Source organism: Actinomadura sp. GC306, from assembly GCF_004348665.1.
Lineage (GTDB): Bacteria > Actinomycetota > Actinomycetes > Streptosporangiales > Streptosporangiaceae > Spirillospora.
In genome coordinates this window covers 15720-34546 of record NZ_SMKM01000014.1, presented here as the reverse complement: position 1 = coordinate 34546, position 18827 = coordinate 15720, and the positions used below count along the sequence as shown (strand labels likewise).

General features: G+C 73.4%; 20 protein-coding genes. 5 read left to right on the top strand and 15 right to left on the bottom strand.

Translation table 11 applies throughout. The features are described from left to right. Window positions 1-53 precede the first annotated feature (53 nt). The 5 genes from E1200_RS03915 to E1200_RS03895 all read right to left on the bottom strand — a co-directional run bounded on the left by E1200_RS03915 (window position 54) and on the right by E1200_RS03895 (window position 4866). Window positions 54-2186 (bottom strand): MMPL family transporter, encoded by a 2133-nt coding sequence (locus tag E1200_RS03915; RefSeq protein WP_131950391.1) that lies wholly within the window; start codon window positions 2184-2186, stop codon window positions 54-56. A gap of 5 nt (window positions 2187-2191) precedes the next feature. Beyond that, window positions 2192-2425: a hypothetical protein gene (locus E1200_RS03910; protein ID WP_131950390.1), complete on the bottom strand. Its 234-nt coding sequence runs from the start codon at window positions 2423-2425 to the stop codon at window positions 2192-2194. Between the two features lie 89 nt (window positions 2426-2514). Next, window positions 2515-3201, bottom strand: a complete 687-nt coding sequence (locus E1200_RS03905) for a response regulator transcription factor (RefSeq protein ID WP_131950389.1) — start codon at window positions 3199-3201, stop codon at window positions 2515-2517. Further along, window positions 3198-4313: a sensor histidine kinase gene (locus tag E1200_RS03900; protein ID WP_131950388.1), complete on the bottom strand. Its 1116-nt coding sequence runs from the start codon at window positions 4311-4313 to the stop codon at window positions 3198-3200. Before E1200_RS03900 ends, E1200_RS03905 begins: the two co-directional genes overlap by 4 nt. Before the next feature lie 121 nt (window positions 4314-4434). Continuing rightward, entirely contained in the window at window positions 4435-4866 is a 432-nt protein-coding gene (locus E1200_RS03895) for an ATP-binding protein (RefSeq protein WP_207933157.1), read from the bottom strand. 185 nt (window positions 4867-5051) lie between these two features. Between E1200_RS03895 and E1200_RS03890 the strand changes: the two genes are divergently transcribed. The 3 genes from E1200_RS03890 to E1200_RS03880 are packed head-to-tail and all read left to right on the top strand — an operon-like array spanning window position 5052 to window position 6485. Next, a complete protein-coding gene (locus tag E1200_RS03890) occupies window positions 5052-5906 on the top strand; it encodes a helix-turn-helix transcriptional regulator (protein WP_131950387.1) in 855 nt (284 codons plus the stop codon). Next, window positions 5903-6103, top strand: coding sequence for a DUF397 domain-containing protein (locus E1200_RS03885; protein WP_131950386.1), 201 nt, complete (start codon window positions 5903-5905; stop codon window positions 6101-6103). The genes E1200_RS03890 and E1200_RS03885 overlap by 4 nt, the downstream gene beginning before the upstream one ends. A gap of 10 nt (window positions 6104-6113) precedes the next feature. Then, on the top strand, window positions 6114-6485 hold the full coding sequence (locus E1200_RS03880; protein ID WP_131950385.1) for a VOC family protein: 372 nt from the start codon (window positions 6114-6116) through the stop codon (window positions 6483-6485). Window positions 6486-6509: 24 nt separating this feature from the next. On the opposite strand, the gene E1200_RS03875 is transcribed toward E1200_RS03880, so the two are convergent. Further along, window positions 6510-6989: a MarR family transcriptional regulator gene (locus E1200_RS03875; protein ID WP_131950384.1), complete on the bottom strand. Its 480-nt coding sequence runs from the start codon at window positions 6987-6989 to the stop codon at window positions 6510-6512. Window positions 6990-7102: 113 nt separating this feature from the next. On the opposite strand from E1200_RS03875, the gene E1200_RS03870 reads away from it, so the two are divergent. After that, complete coding sequence (locus E1200_RS03870; RefSeq protein WP_131950383.1) at window positions 7103-8587, top strand: MDR family MFS transporter; 1485 nt, start codon at window positions 7103-7105, stop codon at window positions 8585-8587. Here E1200_RS03870 and E1200_RS03865 read toward each other — a convergent pair. The 3 genes from E1200_RS03865 to E1200_RS03855 are packed head-to-tail and all read right to left on the bottom strand — an operon-like array spanning window position 8584 to window position 10913. Then, window positions 8584-9249 (bottom strand): response regulator transcription factor, encoded by a 666-nt coding sequence (locus E1200_RS03865; RefSeq protein ID WP_131950382.1) that lies wholly within the window; start codon window positions 9247-9249, stop codon window positions 8584-8586. The genes E1200_RS03870 and E1200_RS03865 overlap by 4 nt on opposite strands. A gap of 38 nt (window positions 9250-9287) precedes the next feature. Then, window positions 9288-9716, bottom strand: coding sequence for a pyridoxamine 5'-phosphate oxidase family protein (locus E1200_RS03860; RefSeq protein WP_131950381.1), 429 nt, complete (start codon window positions 9714-9716; stop codon window positions 9288-9290). Window positions 9717-9758: 42 nt separating this feature from the next. After that, window positions 9759-10913, bottom strand: coding sequence for a histidine kinase (locus E1200_RS03855; RefSeq protein WP_131950380.1), 1155 nt, complete (start codon window positions 10911-10913; stop codon window positions 9759-9761). A gap of 185 nt (window positions 10914-11098) precedes the next feature. Here E1200_RS03855 and E1200_RS03850 point away from each other — a divergent pair, with 185 nt between their 5' ends. Continuing rightward, window positions 11099-11737 (top strand): helix-turn-helix domain-containing protein, encoded by a 639-nt coding sequence (locus E1200_RS03850; protein WP_131950379.1) that lies wholly within the window; start codon window positions 11099-11101, stop codon window positions 11735-11737. A gap of 45 nt (window positions 11738-11782) precedes the next feature. On the opposite strand, the gene E1200_RS03845 is transcribed toward E1200_RS03850, so the two are convergent. The 6 genes from E1200_RS03845 to E1200_RS03820 form a co-directional block, all read right to left on the bottom strand. After that, window positions 11783-12115 (bottom strand): cupin domain-containing protein, encoded by a 333-nt coding sequence (locus tag E1200_RS03845; protein WP_131950378.1) that lies wholly within the window; start codon window positions 12113-12115, stop codon window positions 11783-11785. Window positions 12116-12181: 66 nt separating this feature from the next. Further along, entirely contained in the window at window positions 12182-13393 is a 1212-nt protein-coding gene (locus E1200_RS03840; RefSeq protein ID WP_243708326.1) for an Ig-like domain-containing protein, read from the bottom strand. A gap of 149 nt (window positions 13394-13542) precedes the next feature. Further along, on the bottom strand, window positions 13543-14316 hold the full coding sequence (gene pgl, locus E1200_RS03835; protein ID WP_131950376.1) for a 6-phosphogluconolactonase: 774 nt from the start codon (window positions 14314-14316) through the stop codon (window positions 13543-13545). Beyond that, window positions 14313-15392 carry a glucose-6-phosphate dehydrogenase assembly protein OpcA gene (locus E1200_RS03830; protein WP_131950375.1) on the bottom strand — a complete coding sequence of 360 codons (1080 nt, stop codon included), beginning with the start codon at window positions 15390-15392 and terminating at the stop codon, window positions 14313-14315. Before E1200_RS03830 ends, pgl begins: the two co-directional genes overlap by 4 nt. A gap of 18 nt (window positions 15393-15410) precedes the next feature. Then, window positions 15411-16937, bottom strand: coding sequence for a glucose-6-phosphate dehydrogenase (zwf, locus tag E1200_RS03825; protein WP_131950374.1), 1527 nt, complete (start codon window positions 16935-16937; stop codon window positions 15411-15413). 161 nt (window positions 16938-17098) lie between these two features. Beyond that, entirely contained in the window at window positions 17099-18790 is a 1692-nt protein-coding gene (locus E1200_RS03820; protein WP_131950373.1) for a phosphoheptose isomerase, read from the bottom strand. Window positions 18791-18827 lie beyond the last annotated feature (37 nt).

Here is an 18827-nt window from a genome sequence, read left to right as displayed (position 1 = left end):
AACGATCTTCTACCGGATCCTAGACGTGACGCCCGCCCGTCATCGCCGCCTTGCTAGCTGGGGCGCTCCAGGGCGACCCGGGGCAGGCGCCTGGCCACCGGCCCCGGCAGCCACCACGCCCACTTGCCGAGGAGCTGCATGACCGCCGGGACGATCAGGCAGCGGATCACCACGGCGTCCAGCAGTACCGCGACCGCGAGACCGAGGCCGAACTGCTGCAGCATCCGGCCGGGGCTCAGGATGAACGCCGCGAACACGACGATCATGATGGCGGCGGCAGCGGTGATGACCCGGCCGGTGGCGGCCAGTCCCTCCCGGACGGCGCGGGCGGGCTCCCCGGTGCGCTCCCACTCCTCGTGGATCCGCGACACCAGGAACACCTCGTAGTCCATCGAGAGCCCGAACACGATCGCGAAGATCATCACCGGGATGAACGCCTCGATCGGGCCGGGTTGCGCGCCGAACCGCCCGTCCTGGAAGACGAGGGTGATGGCGCCCAGGGCGGCGGCGATCGACAGCAGGTTGAGCACCGCCGCCTTGATCGGGATCAGCACCGAGCGGAACACCACCATGAGCAGGAGCGCGGAGAGCCCGACGACCACCGCGACGAACAGCGGCATCCGGTCCGAGACCGAGTCGGCGAAGTCCAGGGTGCCGGCCGTGGGGCCGCCGACCAGGTACTCCGCGCCGGTCTGCTGGGACAGCGCCGGGAGGACGTCGTCGCGCAGCCCGTGCACGAGGTCGGCGGTGGCCTCGTCCTGCGGCGCGCTGGCCGGGAACGCGATCACGGTGTGCACCGCGCCGTCCTTGGACGGGAACGGCGGCGTCGTGGCCGCGATGCCCTCGGTCCGCTCCAGCGCCTGCTTGAGCTCGTCGGCGGGACCCTCGGTGACGACCACGAGCGGGCCGTTGAAGCCGGGGCCGAAGCCCTCGGCCAGCAGGTCGTACGCCTGCCGGCTGGTGGAGGCCGGCGCGTCGTTGCCCGCGTCGGCGAAGCCGAGGCGCATGTCGAGGGCGGGCGCCGCCAGCGCGAGCAGAGCCGCGACGGCGACCAGCAGCGCCGGGACGGGCCGCCGCTGCACGGCCGTGGCGAGCCGCCGCCAGCCGTCGTCGCCGGTCCGGCCCGGCCGCTTGAGGACGTTGCGCTGGATCCGCTTCCCGAACACCGCGAGCAGGGCGGGCAGCAGGGTCAGCGACGCCGCCATGGTGACCAGCACCATCAGCGCCACGGCCAGGGCGACGCCCTGCAGCGAGCCGAGGCCGAGGACGACCAGCCCCATCAGCGCGATGATCACGGTGCAGCCGGCGAAGAAGACCGTCCGGCCGGCGACGTCCAGCGCGACGCGGGTGGCGGCGGCGGGGTCCGCGCCGTCCCGCAGCTCCTGCCGGTAGCGGTAGAAGATCAGCAGCGCGTAGTCCACCCCGACGCCGAGCCCGATGAGCATCATGATCGGCGGGGTGAAGTCGGCGACCGTGAACACGTGCGAGGCCAGCCCGATCAGCCCGATCGCCGCGCCGACCGCGAACAGGGCGGTGACCAGGGGGACCGCGGCGGCGATGAGGGAGCCGAACAGCAGCACCAGGATCACCAGCGCGGCGAGCATGCCCGCGCCCTCGGCGCCTCCGCCGCCCTCCTCCTGCGCGCCGCGCACGGGATCGCCGCCGAGCTCGATCTGGAGGCCGTCCTGGCTCCCGGCCTGGGCGGTCTCGATGATCTCGGTGACGTGCTCGGCGGGCACGTCCTCGGCGGAGCCGTCGAGGGTGACGGTCGCGTACCCGATGGTTCCGTCCTCGGACAGGGAACCGGGACCCGGAGGCTGGACGTCGGCGACGCTCGGCAGCGCCCGCACCTCCGCCAGCATCCCGTCGATCGCGGCGCGGTCGCCGCCCAGGCCCTGGAGGTCCTTCATGACGATCTGGACGGTGGCGCCCGCCTGGAGCGAGCCGTGCTCCTCCATGAGATCGGCGGCGGCCTGGGAGTCGGTCCCCGGCAGCGAGAAGTCGTTGTGGTAGGCGGAGCCGGCGGCCTGCGACCCGGCCGTGATCGCCACGACCGTGACCGCCCACAGCAGCAGCGCGGCCCAGCGGTGGCGCTGCGACCAGGCGGCCACGCGGCCGAAGACGCCGGGCCGGGCCGGTGCGGCCCCCGCGGCTCGCCGGCCGGAGGATTCGGTCTTCGCGGACATCGCGCTCAGCCTCCCTGGCGCCCGGCGAGGCGGGCGGCGATGACGGCGCCGAGCACGGCGCACAGGACGGGTACGCCGATGAAGACGGCCAGCAGGGTGCCGGTGCCGTCCACGTCGAGCGTGTGGTCAAGGACGAAATGGGAGAAGGCGGCCACGGCCTCGGTGAGGACGAACCCCGCCGCCCCGCCGGCGAGGAAGCCGACGACCGCGCCGGTGGCCTGTCTGGACGTTGCGCTCATGCCGCCAGGTTCGGCTTACGGAATGCCGCGCGGCATCGGCCTGCGGCGGGCACCTGCGGTACCCCGCCGGTTGCGGGCCCGCGGCCCGGCTACCCCGGTGGTTGCGGGTGCCCGGTCATCCAGCTCGGGTTGACCATGCCGGACTCGTAGGCCAGCACGACCAGCTGCGAGCGGTCGCGCACGTCCAGTTTCGACATGGTGCGGCTGACGTGCGTCTTCGCCGTCGCGGGGCTCAGCACGAGGCGGGCGGCGATCTCGTCGTTGCTGAGCCCGGCGGCGACCAGCACCATCACCTCGCGCTCGCGGTCGGTGAGGGCCTTCAGGCGGGGGCCCGGCACGGGCGTCTCGACCCGCCCGGCGAACTCGGCGATCAGCCGCCGGGTCACGGACGGGGTGATCAGCGCGTCGCCCCGCGCCACGACCCGTACGGCGTGGATCAGCTCCTCCGGGTCGGTGTCCTTCAGCAGGAACCCGGAGGCGCCGGCCCGCAGCGCGCCGTACACGTACTCGTCGAGGTCGAAGGTGGTCAGGATGACGACCCGGACGCCGTCCAGCCGCCGGTCGGAGGTGATCCGCCGGGTGGCCTCCAGCCCGTCCATGCCGGGCATCCTGATGTCCATGAGCGCCACGTCCGGGGCGAGCTCGCGGCACGCGGCGAGGGCCTGCGCACCGTCGGCGGCCTCGCCGGTCACCGTGATGTCGTCCTCGTCGTCGAGGATGGACTTGAACCCCGCGCGCACCAGCCGCTGGTCGTCGGCCAGCAGAACCTTGATCATGCCACTCCGTTCCCGTGGGGCAGGCGGGCCCGGACGAGGAAGCCCCCGTCCGGGCCCGGGCCCGCGGTCAGCTCCCCGCCCAGCGCCCGCGCCCGCTCCCGCATCCCGTGGACGCCCGATCCGGACGTGCCCGGCACCGGCCCGCGGCCGTCGTCGGCGACCTCGATCACGACGTCCCGCGGCCCCCGCTCGATGCGCACGGTGACCGTGCCGGCGGCGGCGTGCCGGACGACGTTGGTGAGCGACTCCTGGACGATGCGGTAGGTGGCCAGCTCCACGCCGGTCGGGGGCGGCTCCCCATCGCCGGTGATCTCGGCGCGGACGGTGAGGCCCGCCGCCCGCGCCGACTCGACGAGGTCGCCAATGCGGTCGATGCCCGGGACGGGCGCGGTCGGCGCGTCCTCGCCGTCCCCGCGCAGGATCCCGATCGTCGCGCGCAGGTCGCGCAGCGCGTCCCGGCTCGACTCCTTGATCGCCGCGAGGGCGGCCTCGGCCTGCGCCGGATCCCGCTTGAACCGGTGCAGCGCCGTCCCGGCCTGGACGTTGATCAGCGAGATGTGGTGCCCGGCCACGTCGTGCAGCTCGCGGGCGATGCGCAGCCGCTCCTCGCCCGCCGCGCGCTGCTCGGCCTCCCGCAGGTAGACCCGGCGGCTGTGCCGGACCCAGCCCAGCGACGCCATCGCCACGACCCAGCCGGCCAGCATGAACAGGGCGACGCCGTTGACGTCGCCGTTGCCCGACAGCGTCCCGGCGCCCGTCCCGATGACGATCAGCGCGCCCACGCCGATGGCGGCCTGCAGCCGCCCCTGCGCGGCGATCATGTACAGCGCCACGATCGGCGCGATGATCAGCGGGCCGTCGTGCCTGCTCGCGATGTAGTAGGCGGCTGTGGCCACCACCGACACGAGCGCGGCTGCGAGGGGGGCGCGCCGGCTGAAGAACAGGGCGCCGCAGCCGACGGCGATCAGCGCCCAGCTGAGGGCGATGCGCGCCCAGGGCTCGTCCCCGGGGGCGAACACCGAGTTGAGGCTGCCGACGGACACCAGCAGCAGGACGCCCCCGGCCGCGGCCTTGTCCGTCAGCCGTCCGCGCAGCTCCGGCCGACCACCCATGCGATCAGCCTAGACCGGCTTCCGGGCGGGGGATTCCCCCGCACGTCGCGCCCGCTCCGCCGCCGCCCGCAACTTCTGGGGTATTCCGGAAGGGCGGAACCGCAACCCGTGACGCAGGAGATCAGCACCGGACCCGGGTGGTGAACTCGGCCCAGACGGTGGTGCGCGGGCCATCGGGCCGGTGCCCCCAGCGGGACGCGAGCGCGGCGACGATCTGGAGCCCGCGCCCGTTCTCCGCGTCCTGCGCGTCCCGCGGCTCCGGCCGTTTCCCGCCCGCTCCGTCGTCGCTCACCTCGGCGCGGAGCACGCCGTCCCCGGCCCACAGCGCGACGTGGAAACGCCCGCCCCTTCCCGAGGCGGTGTGCCTGACGCAGTTGGCGGCGAACTCGTCCACCACGAGCGTCACGTCGTCCAGCAGCTCGTCGCCGGGGGAAAGGCGGCCGGGGACGAGCGTGTCCCGGACGAACAGCCGGGCGTGCCGTACCGAGCCCTCTACGCCCGGAAGCGTCAGCACGGCGAGAAGCTGCAGCTCTCCGGCCTCGCGGGTCATCATCCTGAATCCTCCTCCGAATGTCACCCGCCAAGGCTGATCGCCCTCCGTCACCGCATCAACACGTTCCAATGATGTGAGGGCCATCCGTCCGTGGTCCGTCGAGAAGCTGAAGTATCGAAGTCCGGGTGTATCGAACTTCCATGAATTCGACGTCGATCTGTTACACACGGTGACAAGGTGGGTGCATGACGTCAGATGACCGGTTGTCGTACCGACGCCGCAAGATCGGTCAGGCGCTCCGCCGGTATCGCGAGGAACGCAACCTGACCCAGGATGCGGCGGCCCGCCTCGTCGAGCGCTCGCCCGCCTCCCTCAGCGCCTACGAGAACGGGCACCGCGCGGTCCGCCCCCGCGACCTCCGCCAGATTCTCGACCACTACGGGGTCACGGACGACCGAGAACGAAAGCGGCTGCTCGACCTCGCCGCCCAAGGCCGGAAGAAGGGCTGGTGGCGTGACTTCATGAGCTACGAGGACCCGTTCATCGTCGACTTCGCCTCATTGGAGGCCGAAGCATCGCGCGCCCGGTCCTTTGAGGCGGTTGCCGTGCCGGGGCTCCTTCAGACGGAGGCTTACACCCGAGCGGTTTTCGCAGCCTACGAGCCCGTCCGCGTGCGGCCCCGAGACCAGAACGCGATCGCTTTTCGCATGGCGAGACAGCGCATCCTCGAAGTCCCTTCCTTCCAGGCGGCATGGATCATAGGGGAGTCCGCCCTACGTCTGAAGGTGGGTGGGCGCGAAGTAATGCGTGCTCAATGCAGAAGATTGATCCAGGTCACAGAGCAGGGGCATCTGGATCTGCGCGTAGTGCCCGACTCCGCCGGTGCGCATCCAGGGATGAGCGGCTCGTTCACAATCCTTGATGTCGGTGCGGAAGACCCCATGAAGGTCGTCGCCGTGGACAGCTTGACTCGCAGCTGGCTCATCGACGAGCTGCCCAGTGTCGAGTACTACGAACGGGTCTACGCGGAACTCCGCTCTCTGGCTCTCCCGAAGTCTCAGTCCCGCGCGCTTATCGAGACGGTAGCGTCTGAGCTATGAGTGCTCCATCCTTCCAATGGCGCAAGAGCAGCTACAGCGCTGATCATCCGAGCAACTGCGTGGAGGTCGCGGCGATGGAGGATACCGTCGCTGCGCGGGACTCGAAGGACGTGTCAGGACTGGTGCTCGGCTTCACGCGGGATGAATGGCGCGTGTTTCTGAACGACGCCAAGCGCGGCGCGTTCGACATCGGCTGAGGGGGCGACGGTGGCGTGCCGGATCAGTGAGCTGGTGCTGGACTGCCGCGATCCGGAGCGGCTCGCGGAGTTCTGGTGCGAGGTCCTGGGGTTCGTGGTGCTGGACCGGCAGGACGACGGGATCGAGATCGGTCCCCGGGAGGGGTTCGGGGGGCTCCAGCCGACGCTCGTCCTCAGTCCCAGCGAGGACGCCAGGCCGGGCAAGCTGCCTCTGCACATCGACGTCAGCCCCACGGACCGCGACCAGGCGGCCGAGCTCGAACGGCTGCTGGCCGCGGGTGCGCGGCACGCCGACGTCGGCCAGACGGGCGAGGAGAGCTGGCACGTCCTCGCGGATCCCGAGGGCAACGAGTTCTGCCTCCTCCGCAAGCGTCTCGATTGATCGCCCGTCGGCTCGCCCGGCCCGTCAGTCCTCGTAGGTGCGGACGAAGCGGGACAGCAGGCGCGCGAACTCGGCGCGCTCCTCGTCGGTCCAGCCGGCCATGGCCTTGGCGAAGTGCTCGTGGCGGGTGCGGCGGGTGGCGTCCACGACGGCCTGCCCGGCCGGGGTGAGCTCAAGGTGGATGCGGCGGCCGTCCTCCTGGGACGCCACGCGCCGGACGTAGCCCGACTTCACAGCCTCGGCCACGATGCGGCTGCCGCGCGAGGCGTCCACGCCGAGGCGTGAGGCGACGAGGCCGACGCTCATCTCCTGGCCTTCGTGGTCGGGACCCTCGTCGATGACGTCCACGACGTGCAGGACTTGAACGTCCACGGGCAGGTTGTGCTCGCGGACCGCCGCCTTGCCGAGCCGCTGCCGCGACATGCCGCGCCGCAGCTTGACCATGCTCCGCTCGACGACGTCGACGGCTTGGTCGTCCCGCTCGTGGCCCGCCTCGTCGTGCATGGTGACCAGTCTAGCCCGGTTGCATCGCACATCTATGTGCGCTTAGCATTCAATTGCTTTGAGCATATATCTGTGAGGTGCATATGAGTGTGTCGTCCGGGCGGACCGCGCCCATGAGCCGGCGCCACCGGCTGGCCGCGTTCGGCGGGCTGATGCTCGCGGGGCTCATGTCGTCGCTGGACGCGACCGTGCTCAGCACCGCGCTGCCCACGATCGTCGGGGACCTCGGCGGGCTCGACCGCATCGCGTGGGTGTCGACCGCGTACGTGCTGGCCACCAGCGTCACCGTCCCGCTGTCGGGACGGCTGGGGGACCAGTTCGGCCGGCGGCCCGTCCTGCTGATCGGCCTGCTCGGGTTCCTGGCGGGCTCGGCGGCGTGCGGGGCGGCGCCGTCGATGGGCTGGCTGATCGCGTTCCGCGTCGTCCAGGGCGCCGCAGCCGGGTGCCTGATGAGCTCGATGTTCGCGGTGACCGGCGACCTGTTCGAGCCGCGGGAGCGCGCGAAGTACCAGGGCTACTCCGCGCTGATCTTCGCGGTGTCCAGTGTCGCGGGGCCGCTGATCGGCGGCCTGCTCACCGGCCACGCGTCGTGGCGGTGGGTGTTCTACGTCAACCTGCCCCTCGGCCTGGCCGCCGTCGCCACGACCGTGCTGTTCCTGCGGCTGCCCGCGCCGGAGGGCAGGCCGCGGATCGACTATCCGGGGATCGTCCTGCTCGGCGCGGCCCTCACCTGCTTCACGCTGCTCACCAGCTGGGCCGGGACGCGGTACGCCTGGGACTCGCCCGTCGTCGCGGGGCTCGCGGCGGGGTCGGTGCTGCTGTTCGGCTGCTGGCTCCTCGCGGAGCGCACGGCCGCCGAGCCGGTCGTCCCGCCGCGGCTGTTCCGCGACCGGTCGTTCGCGGTGGCGTGCGCCGTCGCGGCCGCGGGCGGCGCGACCGGGTTCGGGCTCGCCACCTACCTGCCGATGTTCTTCCAGGTCGTCGGGGGAGCGGGGGCGGCCCGCTCCGGCCTGCTCGTGCTGCCGATGATGCTCGGCCTCGTCGCCGCCGCGATGCTCGCCGGCCGGCACATCGCCCGGACCGGCCGCTACCACCGGCTGCCCGCGGCGAGCATGGCGCTCAGCGCCGCCGGCGCCGCGCTGCTCGCGACGATGGACACCGGCACCCACATGGTCACCGCGGGCTGCTACATGGCGCTGCTCGGCTTCGGTGCGGGGCTGTCCCAGCAGGTCGTCGTGCTCATCGCGCAGAACGCCGCGCCGCACCGCGACCTCGGCGCGGCGAGCTCGGGCGTGTTCGCGGCCCGGATGCTCGGCACCGCCGCGGGCATGGCGGTGTTCGGCGGCATCGTGGCGAGCCGGTTCGCCGAGGAGATCGGGCGCCGCGCCCCCGGCGGCCGGGTGCCCGCGTTCGACGACGCCGTCCGCCCCGACGTCCTCGCCACCCTCCCCGGACCCGTGCGGGACGCCGTCACGGAGGCGTTCGCGGCGGCCTTCTCCGACCTGTTCCTCACCGCGCTGCCCGTCCTCCTGGCGGGCCTCGCCGCGGCGCTGCTCCTGCGCGACGTCCCGCTGCGGCCGCGCGGGCCGCGGACCTAGTCGTCGAGGGCGGCGTCGTGGACGAGGAGGGCGATCTGGACGCGGTTGTTCAGCTCCAGCTTCGTCAGCAGCCGCGACACGTACGCCTTCACGGTGGCGACGCTGAGCGACAGCTCCCGGCCGATCTCGCCGTTGGTGCGGCCCTGGCCGACGAGCGCCGCCACGGCGCGCTCGCCGTCGCTCAGCCGGTCCAGCAGCTCCCGGGCGCGGGCCCGGCGCGGGTCGGCGCCCGAGCCCGCGACGTAGGACATCATCTTGCGCAGCACCGCCGGCGACATCATCGGCTCCCCGGCCGCGACCTCCCGGATCGCCCGGATGATGTCCGGCGGCGGCGTGTGCTTCAGCAGGAAGCCGCTCGCGCCCGCCCGCATCGCGCGCACGATGTGGTCGTCGGTGTCGAACGTCGTCAGGATGATGATCTCGGGCGGTTCGCGGCGGGAGCGCAGCAGCTCGGTCGCGGCGAGCCCGTCCAGCCGCGGCATCCGGATGTCCATCAGCACGACGTCGGGCCGGTGCCGGTTCACCGCCGCCACGACCTCGGCGCCGTCGGCGGCGTCCCCCACGATCTCCAGGTCCGCGGCGTTCGACAGCATCATCGACAGGCCGGCGCGGACGAGCGCGTCGTCGTCCACGATCAGCACCCGGATGGTCGGGGAGTCCATCCCGTCACCCTATGGCCTCGCGGCGCCCCGCCCGGCGGTCAGGCGCGGTGCACCCGGCGGCCGGTGACCTCCCGCGCCGCCATCCGGAACCACGCCTCGCGCTCGCCGCCGGGCCAGGGCTCGACCCGCGCGGCGGCCGCCTTCTCCGCGTCGCTCAGCGGGTGGACGCCGCCGCGCAGCAGGACGCTCCACCCCTCGCGGCTCGTCTCGTCGTACCGGTCGACCTCGAACGCCGCCCGCACCTCGCCGCCGACCACGGACGTCAGCAGGCTGCGGTTCAGCCGCCCCGAGGCCGACGTGCGGAAGACCACCCCGTCCCCGTCGACGGCGTAGTTCACCGGGACGACCGTGGGCCCCTCGCCGTCGTCGAAGGCGACGCGGCCGATGCCGCCCGCGCCGAGCAGCGCCATGCACTGGGCCCGGTCGAGCTCTTCGAGGTCGGGCGAGGACGAGGAGTTCGCTGCCATGCCGGTGACCCTTCCCTCCGTCCGGCGGGGACATGCGTGATCCTAGACGGTGCGCAGGGGCAGCCGGGCGCGCAACCGGAAACGGCCGTCGCCGGTGCGGCCGTGCTCCAGCGTGCCGCCCAGCAGCGCGACCCGCTCGGCGAGGCCGACCAGGCCCGCGCCCGACCCGGGCATCGCGAGCGCGGGCCGGTCCCGCGGCAGCGCGTTGACGATCTCGATCTCCAGGTCCGCCCCGGCGGCCAGCCGCACCTCGACGCGGGCGCCGGGCGCGTGCTTGCGGGCGTTGGTCAGCCCCTCCTGGACGATCCGGTAGGCGTGCCGGCCCACCCGGGACGGGACGTCCTCCGGATCGGGTATGTCCTGCTCCAGCGTGATGCGGCCGCCGGCGCGCCGCGACTCCTGGACGAGCCCGGACACGTCGGCGAGCGTCGGCTGCGGCCGCCGCGGGTCCGCGCCCTCGCCGCCCTCGGCGTCGTCGCGCAGGACGCCGATCACCTCGCGCAGGTCCTCCATCGCCTCGTAGGCGCTGCGCCGGATGACCCCGGCGGCCTCGCGCTGGTCGTCGGGCATGTCCGGGCGGAACTCCAGCGCCCCGGCGTGCACCGCCAGCAGCGAGATCCGGTGCGCGAGGACGTCGTGCATCTCGCGGGCGATCCGCTCGCGCTCCAGCAGCCGGGCCTCCTCGACGCGGAGCCGCTGCTCGGTCTCGGCGGCGCGGGCCCGCTCCTTCAGCGACGCGATGAGCATCCGCCGGGACCGGACGAGCATGCCCGCCGTGACCAGCACCGCGTACATCAGCGTGAACACGACCGCGCCCTCGACGAAGTCGGGCGCCTCCACCAAGCGGAACATCGTGATGATCAGCGCCAGGCTCAGCGCGGCGACCGGCAGGACGTACCTCCAGGGCCGCAGCACCGCCAGCGAGTACACCGCGATCGCGGCCGTGCCGAAGATCGTCGTCGCGAGCCACTGCAGGAGGACCAGCGCCACCGCCGTGCCGAGCGGGTGCCGGCGCCGGAACAGCACCAGGATGACGAGCGATGCCGCGCCCGACGCCAGCTCCACGGGCACCGGGATCTGCTCGCCGGGTGCCGCGTCCTCGGTCGACGCCTGGAGCAGCAGCAGGCCGAGGACCGCGGCCGCGGCGGCGAGCCCCGCGTCCCCGAGCCGGTCCCGCCACGATCGCCTGAGGTCCACGGGGTCAACGGTAGCCACGCCGCGCCGGCCCGGCGGCGTCCGCAGGTCTGCCGCCGTACCGACTTTGGTCTGGGCGACCGTGCCGCCTCCTCATTCCACGATTTACACAGTATTATTTGTGAAAACGTGGTGGAGGGCACCGTGGCGGGCGGTCGCGGTGCCGCCGCAGGAAGGGGAGGGGCGGCATGGCGAGCGAACGCGAGCGGCCACGCCGGCGCGAGGTCCTGGACGTCCTGCGCGACGCCCGCACCCCGCTCGGGGTCACCGACGTCGCCGAGCGCCTCGGCGTGCACGCCAACACCGCGCGCTTCCACCTGGACGCCCTGGCCGCGGACGGCGCCGTCGAGCGCACCGTCGAGCAGCCCTCCGGCCCGGGACGCCCCCGCACCGTCTACGCCGCCCGCCCGGGGATGGACCGCGGCGGCGCACGCGGCTACCGGCTGCTCGCCCAGATTCTGCTCAGCCGCCTCGCCGCCGACGGTGCGGAGGGGCGCGAGGACGCCGCGCAGGCGGGCCGCGAATGGGGCCGCTACCTCGTCGAACGCCCGCCGCCGTTCCAGCGGATGACCGAGGAGGAGGCCGCCGAGCGGCTGACCGCCCTCCTCGACGACCTGGACTTCGCCCCGAAGCCCGACGGGGACGTCATCCGGCTGCGGCACTGCCCGTTCCTCGAACTGGCCGAGGAGTACGGGCCGCTCGTCTGCGACGTCCACCTGGGGCTCATGCAGGGCGCGCTCACCGAACTGGACGCGCCCGTCGAGGCGCAGCGGCTGGAGCCCTTCGCCGAACCCGGCGCCTGCCTCGCGCACCTGCGCCGCGGCTGAGGCCCCGGCCCGCCGCAGGCGGCCCGGGTCCGGTGGTGCGGCGGTCTAGCGGGTCTTGGCGACCGTGAGCAGGACGGCGGCGTCCTCCAGGGCCTCCAGGCTGTGCCGCGCGTCCGGGATGATCAGGAGGTCCCCGGAGATGCCCTCCCAGGAGTTCTCCCCGGCCACCATCCGGACGCGCCCCTGCAGCACCACGAGCGTGGCCTCGCCGGGGTTCTCGTGCTCGGCCAGCGACGTGCCCGAGGTCAGCGCGATCACGGTCTGGCGCAGCACGCGTTCGTGGCCGCCGTAGACGGTGTCGGCGCTGCGCCCGGTGGAGCCGGCCGCGGCGCGCTTGAGCTGGTCACGTGCGTGTGCGTGCAACGAGAGCTTCTGCATGTCCCACAGTCTGCCAGTGATCTCGCGTGCCGCCGCACGCGGCACCGGGGCGGCCGCCGCGAACGGTCAGGTCAGCGGGGTGCCGGTGACCGGCTCGCCGATCGCGCCGCCCGCCAGCCAGTCCTCCCAGGACTTCGCCCACGGCGTCGGGCCGTTCCCGAACCGCAGCTCGCGGGACGTCCCCGTCACCTTCACGATGTCGCCCCGCTTGGAGAAGTCGTAGAACCACTTCGCGTTCCCCGGCGACATGTTGACGCACCCGTGGCTGACGTTGTCGCTGCCCTGCGAGGCGGTCGACCACGGCGCCGAGTGGACGAAGACGCCGCTGTAGGTGAGGCGGACGTTCCACTTCGTCGGGATCCGGTACTCGCCCGGGTTGCCGGTGGTCGCCGAGTCCATGATGATGTCCTTCGCCTTCTCCTGGACGATCATCGTCCCGCTGTAGCTCTCGTGGCCCGGCTTGCCGAGGCTGACCTTGATGTTCTTCAGGGTCTCGCCGTTCTCGGTCACCGTCGCGCGGTGCTTGCGCGCGTCCACCGTGGTGACGTGCTTCTCGCCGACCGTGAAGCTCGCGCTGCGGTCCGCGACCCCGTACACGCCGTCGGCGATCTTCACGCCGGCGAGATGCGCGGTGACCTTCACCTTCTGCCCGGTCGGCCAGTACTCGCGCGGCCGGAACTGGACCTCCTTGTCGCTCATCCAGTACCAGGCGCCCTGGACCGGCTGCGACATCTGGATCTCCAGGGACTTCTCCACCGCGACCTTGCCCGCCTTCGTGCTCACCGGCCTGGACAGCAGCAGCTGGACCGGCATGCCCACGCCGACGGTCTCCCCGTCCAGCGGCGACATCCCGCTCTCCAGCTTCGCCCGGGGCTTCAGCGTCGTGAACGTGGAGGTCTCGGTGACCTCCTCGCCGTCGCCGCCGGTGCCCTTGGCGGTGACCGTGTACGTCGTGGACGGCTTCAGCGACCACGCCGACTTCCACGACGTGCCGTCCTGCGCGAGCGTGCCCTCGGCCTTCTCGTTCTTCTTGCCGTGGGTGAGGGTGACGTCCGTCAGCCTGCCGTTCTCCGCCTTGACGGTGACGGGCTTCTCCGGCGCGACCTGCTGGGCACCGGTCGCGGGCGTGATGGACAGCGTCACCGCGTCCGAGCCCTTGCCGCCGCCCCCGCCCGCTCCGCCGCCGTCGCCGTCGCCGCCGGACGAGCAGCCGGCGGCCGCGATGACCGCCGCCCCGATGACCGCCGCGATCCTCGTCCCGGTCCGACCCTTGAGCACTCGCGAACTCCTCACGCTCGACGCGGGCAACCTCATGGTCAGGGTATGCGCGGTTTCACGGAAGGCATGCGGGAGCGCCGGTACTGTTTCGGTCCCCCCAAGGCGGAGCAGGGTTTCCGCCAAGGCGGGTCAGGGGCGCGGTGAGCCGGTCACCCGGCGGGGAGGCGCGACGCCGCGGCCGTGTCCAGCAGGAACAGCGTCCGCTCCCGGCCGCGGGCCGCCGCGACCGGCGCCTGCGCCGGATCCGCCCCCGACAGCCCGAGCCGGACGGCGTCCGCCTTCGACTCGCCCGCGGCCAGCACCCACACCTCCCGCGCCGCCCGCAGCACCGGGAACGTCAGCGTGATCCGCGTCGGCGGCGGCTTCGGTGCGTCGTGGACGGCCACCGCTGCCCGCCGCTCCTCCGCCACCGCCGGCTGCCCCGGGAACAGCGACGCCACGTGCGCGTCAGGGCCCACGCCCAGCATCAGCACGTCGAACGCGGGGACCGCGAACGCCGACCTGGGCGCCGCCCCAGGATGCGCCGCGAACAGCAGCTCGTCGGCGTACCGGGCCGCCGCGGCCTCCGGGTCGGCGCCGTCCGGCCCGTCTGCGGCCGGCATCGGATGCACCCGCGCCGGATCCAGCGGGACGCGGTCGAGCAGCGCCTCCCGGGCGCCGGTCTCGTTGCGCTCCGGGTCGCCGGCCGGCAGGAAACGCTCGTCGCCCCACCAGACGTCCAGGCGCGCCCAGTCGACCGCGTCGCGCGCCGCACCGGCGCCCAGCGCGGCCAGCACCGCCGTGCCGACGCCGCCGCCGGTCAGCACGACCGACGCCGTGCCGCGCGCCGCCTGGGCGTCGGCGATCCGGGTGACCAGCCGCGCCGCGGCCGCCTCGGCGAGCACGCCCTGGTCGCGGTGGAGGAGGACCTCGGGGACGCTCATGACCGGTCCTCCCCGCCCGCGCCGGCCTCGTGCCCGGCGGCGTCCTCCGTGTCCTTCTCCGCGTCCTGCTCGGCGGCCTCCTTGACGGCCTCCTTGGCGGGGCGCGTCTGCGCCGCCTCCGCCGTCGCCGACAGCGGATCCTTCGCCACGCCCTCCCGCGTCCCGCCCGCGAGGTCCTTCGCGAACCGGACGGCGGCCTCGTGGTACACCTCGTCCGGGTCGAGCCGCCGCAGCTCCTCGGCCAGCAGCTCGGCCATCGGGCGCCGCACCAGCGACACCTGCCGGTCCGGCTGGCCGGGACGGCACAGCGTCGCCACCCGCCCGTCGGGCCGGTGGATCTTGATGTCGCCGCCGGCGGTGACCAGCCGCGCGCCGGTGAGGCCGGGGCCCTCCGAGACCGTCCGGCCGATCGGGACGCCCAGCCGGACCGACAGCCACGCCGCCAGCAGCTCCGCGCTCGGGCTGTCCGGCTCGGCCTCGACCTCGCCGGCGAGGATCTCGTCGTGCTTCTGGTCGAGCGCGGCGGCCAGCAGCGACCGCCACGACGTCAGCCGCGTCCACGCGAAGTCGGTGTCGCCCGGCCGGTACCCCTCGGCGAGCTGCGCGAGGGTGCCGAGCCGGTCGCGGGCCGCGTAGGAGTCGGTCACCCGCCGCTGCGCCAGCGTCCCGAGCGGGTCCCTGCCCGGGACCTTCGGCACCTTGCCGCCCGGCCACCACGTCACCACGGGCGTGTCCGGCATCAGCAGCGGCACGACGACCGAGTCGGCGTGCTCGGCGAGCGGCCCGTACATGCGCAGCAGCACGGTCTCGCCCGGCCCGGTCTCGCCCATCCGGATCTCGGCGTCCAGCCGGGACGAGCCGCCGCGCGGGTCCCGCGAGATCACGGTCAGCACCCGGCAGGGGTGCTCGCGGGCCGCCTCCGTCGCCGCGCGCACCGCGTCGTACTGCGCCGACTCGTCGGTCACGATGATCATGGTCAGCACCATGCCCACGGCGGGCCCGCCCATCAGGTGCCGCGACTGCGTCAGCGCGTCCTGGATCTTGCGGGTGGTGGTGCCGGTGAGGTCGATGTTCATCCGAAGCCCCCGTCTTCTCTAGAGCCGCCGCCAGGCGCGCCCGTCGCGAGCCATGAGCTCGTCGGCGCAGGCCGGGCCGTAGCCGCCGGACTTGTACTGGTCGACGCCGCCGCGGCCCGCCCAGTACTCCTCGATCGGGTCGAGGATCTTCCAGGACAGCTCGACCTCCTCCTGGCGCGGGAACAGCGGCGGGTCGCCGATCAGGACGTCCAGCAGCAGCCGCTCGTACGCCTCGGGGGAGGTCTCGGTGAACGACTCGCCGTAGGCGAAGTCCATGTTGACGTCGCGTATCTCCATCGAGGTGCCCGGCACCTTCGAGCCGAACCGCACCGTGATGCCCTCGTCCGGCTGGACCCGCATCACCAGGGCGTTCTGCCCGAGCTCCTCGGTGTCGGTCTCGTGGAACGGCAGGTGCGGCGCCTTCTGGAACACCATCGCCACCTCCGTCACCCGGCGGCTCAGCCGCTTGCCGGTGCGCAGGTAGAACGGGACGCCCGCCCAGCGGCGGTTGTCGATCTGCAGCTTGACCGCGGCGTAGGTCTCGGTGCGGGAGTCGGCGGGGATGCCGTCCTCCTCCAGGTAGCCGCGGACGTTCACGCCGCCCTGCCAGCCCGCCGCGTACTGCCCGCGCGCGGTGGCGGTGGCCATGTCGCCCGACACCCGCACCGAGGAGAGGATCTTGGCCTTCTCGGCGCGGACGGCCTCGGCGCTGAACGACGTCGGCTCCTCCATCGCCGTCAGCGCCAGCAGCTGCAGCAGGTGGTTCTGGATGACGTCGCGGGCCGCGCCGATCCCGTCGTAGTACCCGGCCCGGCCGCCGATGCCGATGTCCTCGGCCATGGTGATCTGCACGTGGTCCACGAACGAGCGGTTCCAGATCGGCTCGAACATCGTGTTGGCGAACCGCATCGCCAGGATGTTCTGCACCGTCTCCTTGCCGAGGTAGTGGTCGATCCGGAAGATCGACTCCTCGGGGAAGACGCGGTGCACGGTGTCGTTCAGCTCCACCGCCGACTTCAGGTCGTGCCCGAACGGCTTCTCGATGACGACCCGGCGCCACGAGTCGGGGGTGCGGTCGGCGAGGCCGCACCGCTGCAGCTGCTCCACCACCTTCGGGAAGAACTTCGGCGGGATCGACAGGTAGAACGCGTAGTTGCCGCCCGTGCCGCGGGTCGCGTCCAGCTCCTTGACCGCCATCGTGAGCGCGTCGAACGCGCCCGGATCGTCGAACGTGCCGGGGACGAAGTGCATCCCCTCCGACAGGTGCCGCCACACGTCCTCGCGGAACGGGGTCCGCGCGTGCTCCTTCACCGCCTCGTGGGCGATCTCCCGGAAGTCCTGGTGGTCCCATTCGCGGCGGGCGAAGCCGACCAGCGCGAAGCCGGGCGGCAGCAGCCCCCGGTTCGCCAGGTCGTAGATCGCCGGCAGCAGCTTCTTGCGGGACAGGTCGCCGGTCACGCCGAAGAGCACGAGCACGCACGGCCCGGCCACCCGGGGGAGGCGCTTGTCCCGCGGGTCGCGGAGCGGGTTGGCTGGGTCGGTCACGTGGCCCCCTTCGATCGCGCGTGCTCCGGCGCCGCGGCGCCCTGTCGTACTACCCCTTCAAGCATCCTGCCCTCTTGTCCTGGCGTGCCGTGCCGGTACGCCCGCCCGCAGCGGCCCGCGGGCGGTGCAGACCGTCTCCCCCGGGGAGGCGGCGGTGAACGTCACGTCCGGCGCGCTCCCGCCACCGCCCGCATCGCCTCGGTGAGCCTGCCGGCGCCCTCCACCGGGTCCTGCAGGTGCAGCCGGATCACCGGCAGCCTGCGCTCGCGCAGCGCCCGCAGCTCGGCGAGGGCCCGCGCGAGCTGCAGCTGCGCCAGGCTGTACGGGCGGCCGGGGACGGGCTGCGTGGCGAGGACGTCGCCCGGTGCCGGGTCGCCGGTGACGATGAGGAACGCGCCGTTGCCCGGCCCGTCCTTGTGCACCGGACCCGTCGCGTGCGGGTAGCCCGGCCCGGGCCCGTAGGCGACGGGACGCCCGGACGCGCGCGCCATCGACGGCGCGAGGTACCGGCCGGAGAAGTCGCCCGACAGGTACGTCATGACCGACAGGTAGCCGTCGTTGGGCACCGAGGCGACCAGCCCGCCGAGGACGGTCTGCAGCTTCGCGCCCGGCGGCCACGGGAAGTCGGCGTGCACCTCGATGCCGTCCTCCACGTACACCGGCCGCTCCGCGGTGAGCGGCCCGGCGCCCGCCGTCCGCAGCAGCGTCGCGGCGTCGTCCTCGGACTCCTGGACGACGGTGCTGCCCGGCTCGAACGGGTTCACCCCGAGCAGCCACCCGGCGACCGCCGTCGCGTACTCCCACAGCAGGAACTGCGCGCCGAGCGGCGCCCACACCGAGGTGTCGGACTCGTCCTGCGCCGCCGACCGCGGGTTGATCGACACGCCGTGCACGTCGGGGAAGTCGCCGCGCCCGCCCGGCGGCTCGAACGCCAGCACGCCGCGGCCCCGCTTGCCGGTGCCGACCGCGAGGAGCTGGGAGATCCAGCCGCTCAGCGCGCCCGGCCCGCCGGGCTCGCGCAGCAGCACCTTGTTGCGGGCCGGGCCGCCCGCGCCCTGCTGCGCGCAGCCGCCGAGGACCGCTCCGAGCAGCAGGCCCGGGTTGTCCTCGTCCTTGCCGAGCGACGGCACCAGCGACGCCGCCTCGTCCAGCAGCCGTTCCGCGTCGGCGCCCGCCAGCACCGCCGGGACGAGCCCGTACGCCGACAGCGCGCCGTAGTGCCCCGGCAGGTACGGGTCGGTGAGGCCGATCCGGTACCCGCACTGCCGGGCGAAGTCGTGCAGCGGGCTCCCGTGGTCGGTGATGACCAGGAACCGGCTCGCGATCTCCCGCTCCGGCATGCCCCGCTCGCGGAACGCGGCCGCGAAGATCCGCCGGTAGGCGTCGCCCTCCAGGGACACGCCCGCCTTGCTGGCCAGCACGACCAGCGTCCGGTCGAGCCGCTCCATCGCGAACGCGAGCGCCGCGGTGTCGCCGCCGTCGAGGACGGTCAGCTCACCGGTGGGCCGGTCCCCGGCGCCGCGCTCCGGCGCCCCGGCGGTGACCGAGGCCGCGTGCGCCTCCATGATCGCCTGGGCGGCGAGGCTCTCCGCCCCGACGCCGATCAGCACGATGTGGTCGAGGCCCGACTGGCGCGCCTCGGCGACCATGCCGTCCACCTGGGTCAGCAGCCCGCGGGAGGCGAACGGCAGGTCGAGCCAGCCCAGCCTGCTGTGGTCGACCGCGCGCCGCCCCCACAGCCGCGGGTCCTTGGCGGCGAGCGCGCCGGGGACGCCGCAGCCCACGAGGTAGTCCCTCGCCTGCAGCGCCGAGTCCAGCACGTCGCCGCGCGTCAATACGTCGAATCCGGACACCGATCCCTCCCGGCCCCCATCGTTTCAGGAGAGAATG

Coding starts and splice junctions, on each gene's coding strand:
- E1200_RS03870 (WP_131950383.1), top strand. CDS start 7,103: ATGAGCCGGCGCCACCGGCTGGCCGCGTTCGGCGGGCTGATGCTCGCG.
- E1200_RS03885 (WP_131950386.1), top strand. CDS start 5,903: ATGAGTGCTCCATCCTTCCAATGGCGCAAGAGCAGCTACAGCGCTGAT.
- pgl (WP_131950376.1), bottom strand. CDS start 14,316: ATGAGCGTCCCCGAGGTCCTCCTCCACCGCGACCAGGGCGTGCTCGCC.
- E1200_RS03865 (WP_131950382.1), bottom strand. CDS start 9,249: ATGGACTCCCCGACCATCCGGGTGCTGATCGTGGACGACGACGCGCTC.
- E1200_RS03850 (WP_131950379.1), top strand. CDS start 11,099: ATGGCGAGCGAACGCGAGCGGCCACGCCGGCGCGAGGTCCTGGACGTC.
- E1200_RS03860 (WP_131950381.1), bottom strand. CDS start 9,716: ATGGCAGCGAACTCCTCGTCCTCGCCCGACCTCGAAGAGCTCGACCGG.
- E1200_RS03915 (WP_131950391.1), bottom strand. CDS start 2,186: ATGTCCGCGAAGACCGAATCCTCCGGCCGGCGAGCCGCGGGGGCCGCA.
- E1200_RS03895 (WP_207933157.1), bottom strand. CDS start 4,866: ATGATGACCCGCGAGGCCGGAGAGCTGCAGCTTCTCGCCGTGCTGACG.
- E1200_RS03890 (WP_131950387.1), top strand. CDS start 5,052: ATGACGTCAGATGACCGGTTGTCGTACCGACGCCGCAAGATCGGTCAG.
- E1200_RS03900 (WP_131950388.1), bottom strand. CDS start 4,313: ATGGGTGGTCGGCCGGAGCTGCGCGGACGGCTGACGGACAAGGCCGCG.
- E1200_RS03910 (WP_131950390.1), bottom strand. CDS start 2,425: ATGAGCGCAACGTCCAGACAGGCCACCGGCGCGGTCGTCGGCTTCCTC.
- E1200_RS03845 (WP_131950378.1), bottom strand. CDS start 12,115: ATGCAGAAGCTCTCGTTGCACGCACACGCACGTGACCAGCTCAAGCGC.
- E1200_RS03905 (WP_131950389.1), bottom strand. CDS start 3,201: ATGATCAAGGTTCTGCTGGCCGACGACCAGCGGCTGGTGCGCGCGGGG.
- E1200_RS03875 (WP_131950384.1), bottom strand. CDS start 6,989: ATGCACGACGAGGCGGGCCACGAGCGGGACGACCAAGCCGTCGACGTC.
- E1200_RS03830 (WP_131950375.1), bottom strand. CDS start 15,392: ATGAACATCGACCTCACCGGCACCACCACCCGCAAGATCCAGGACGCG.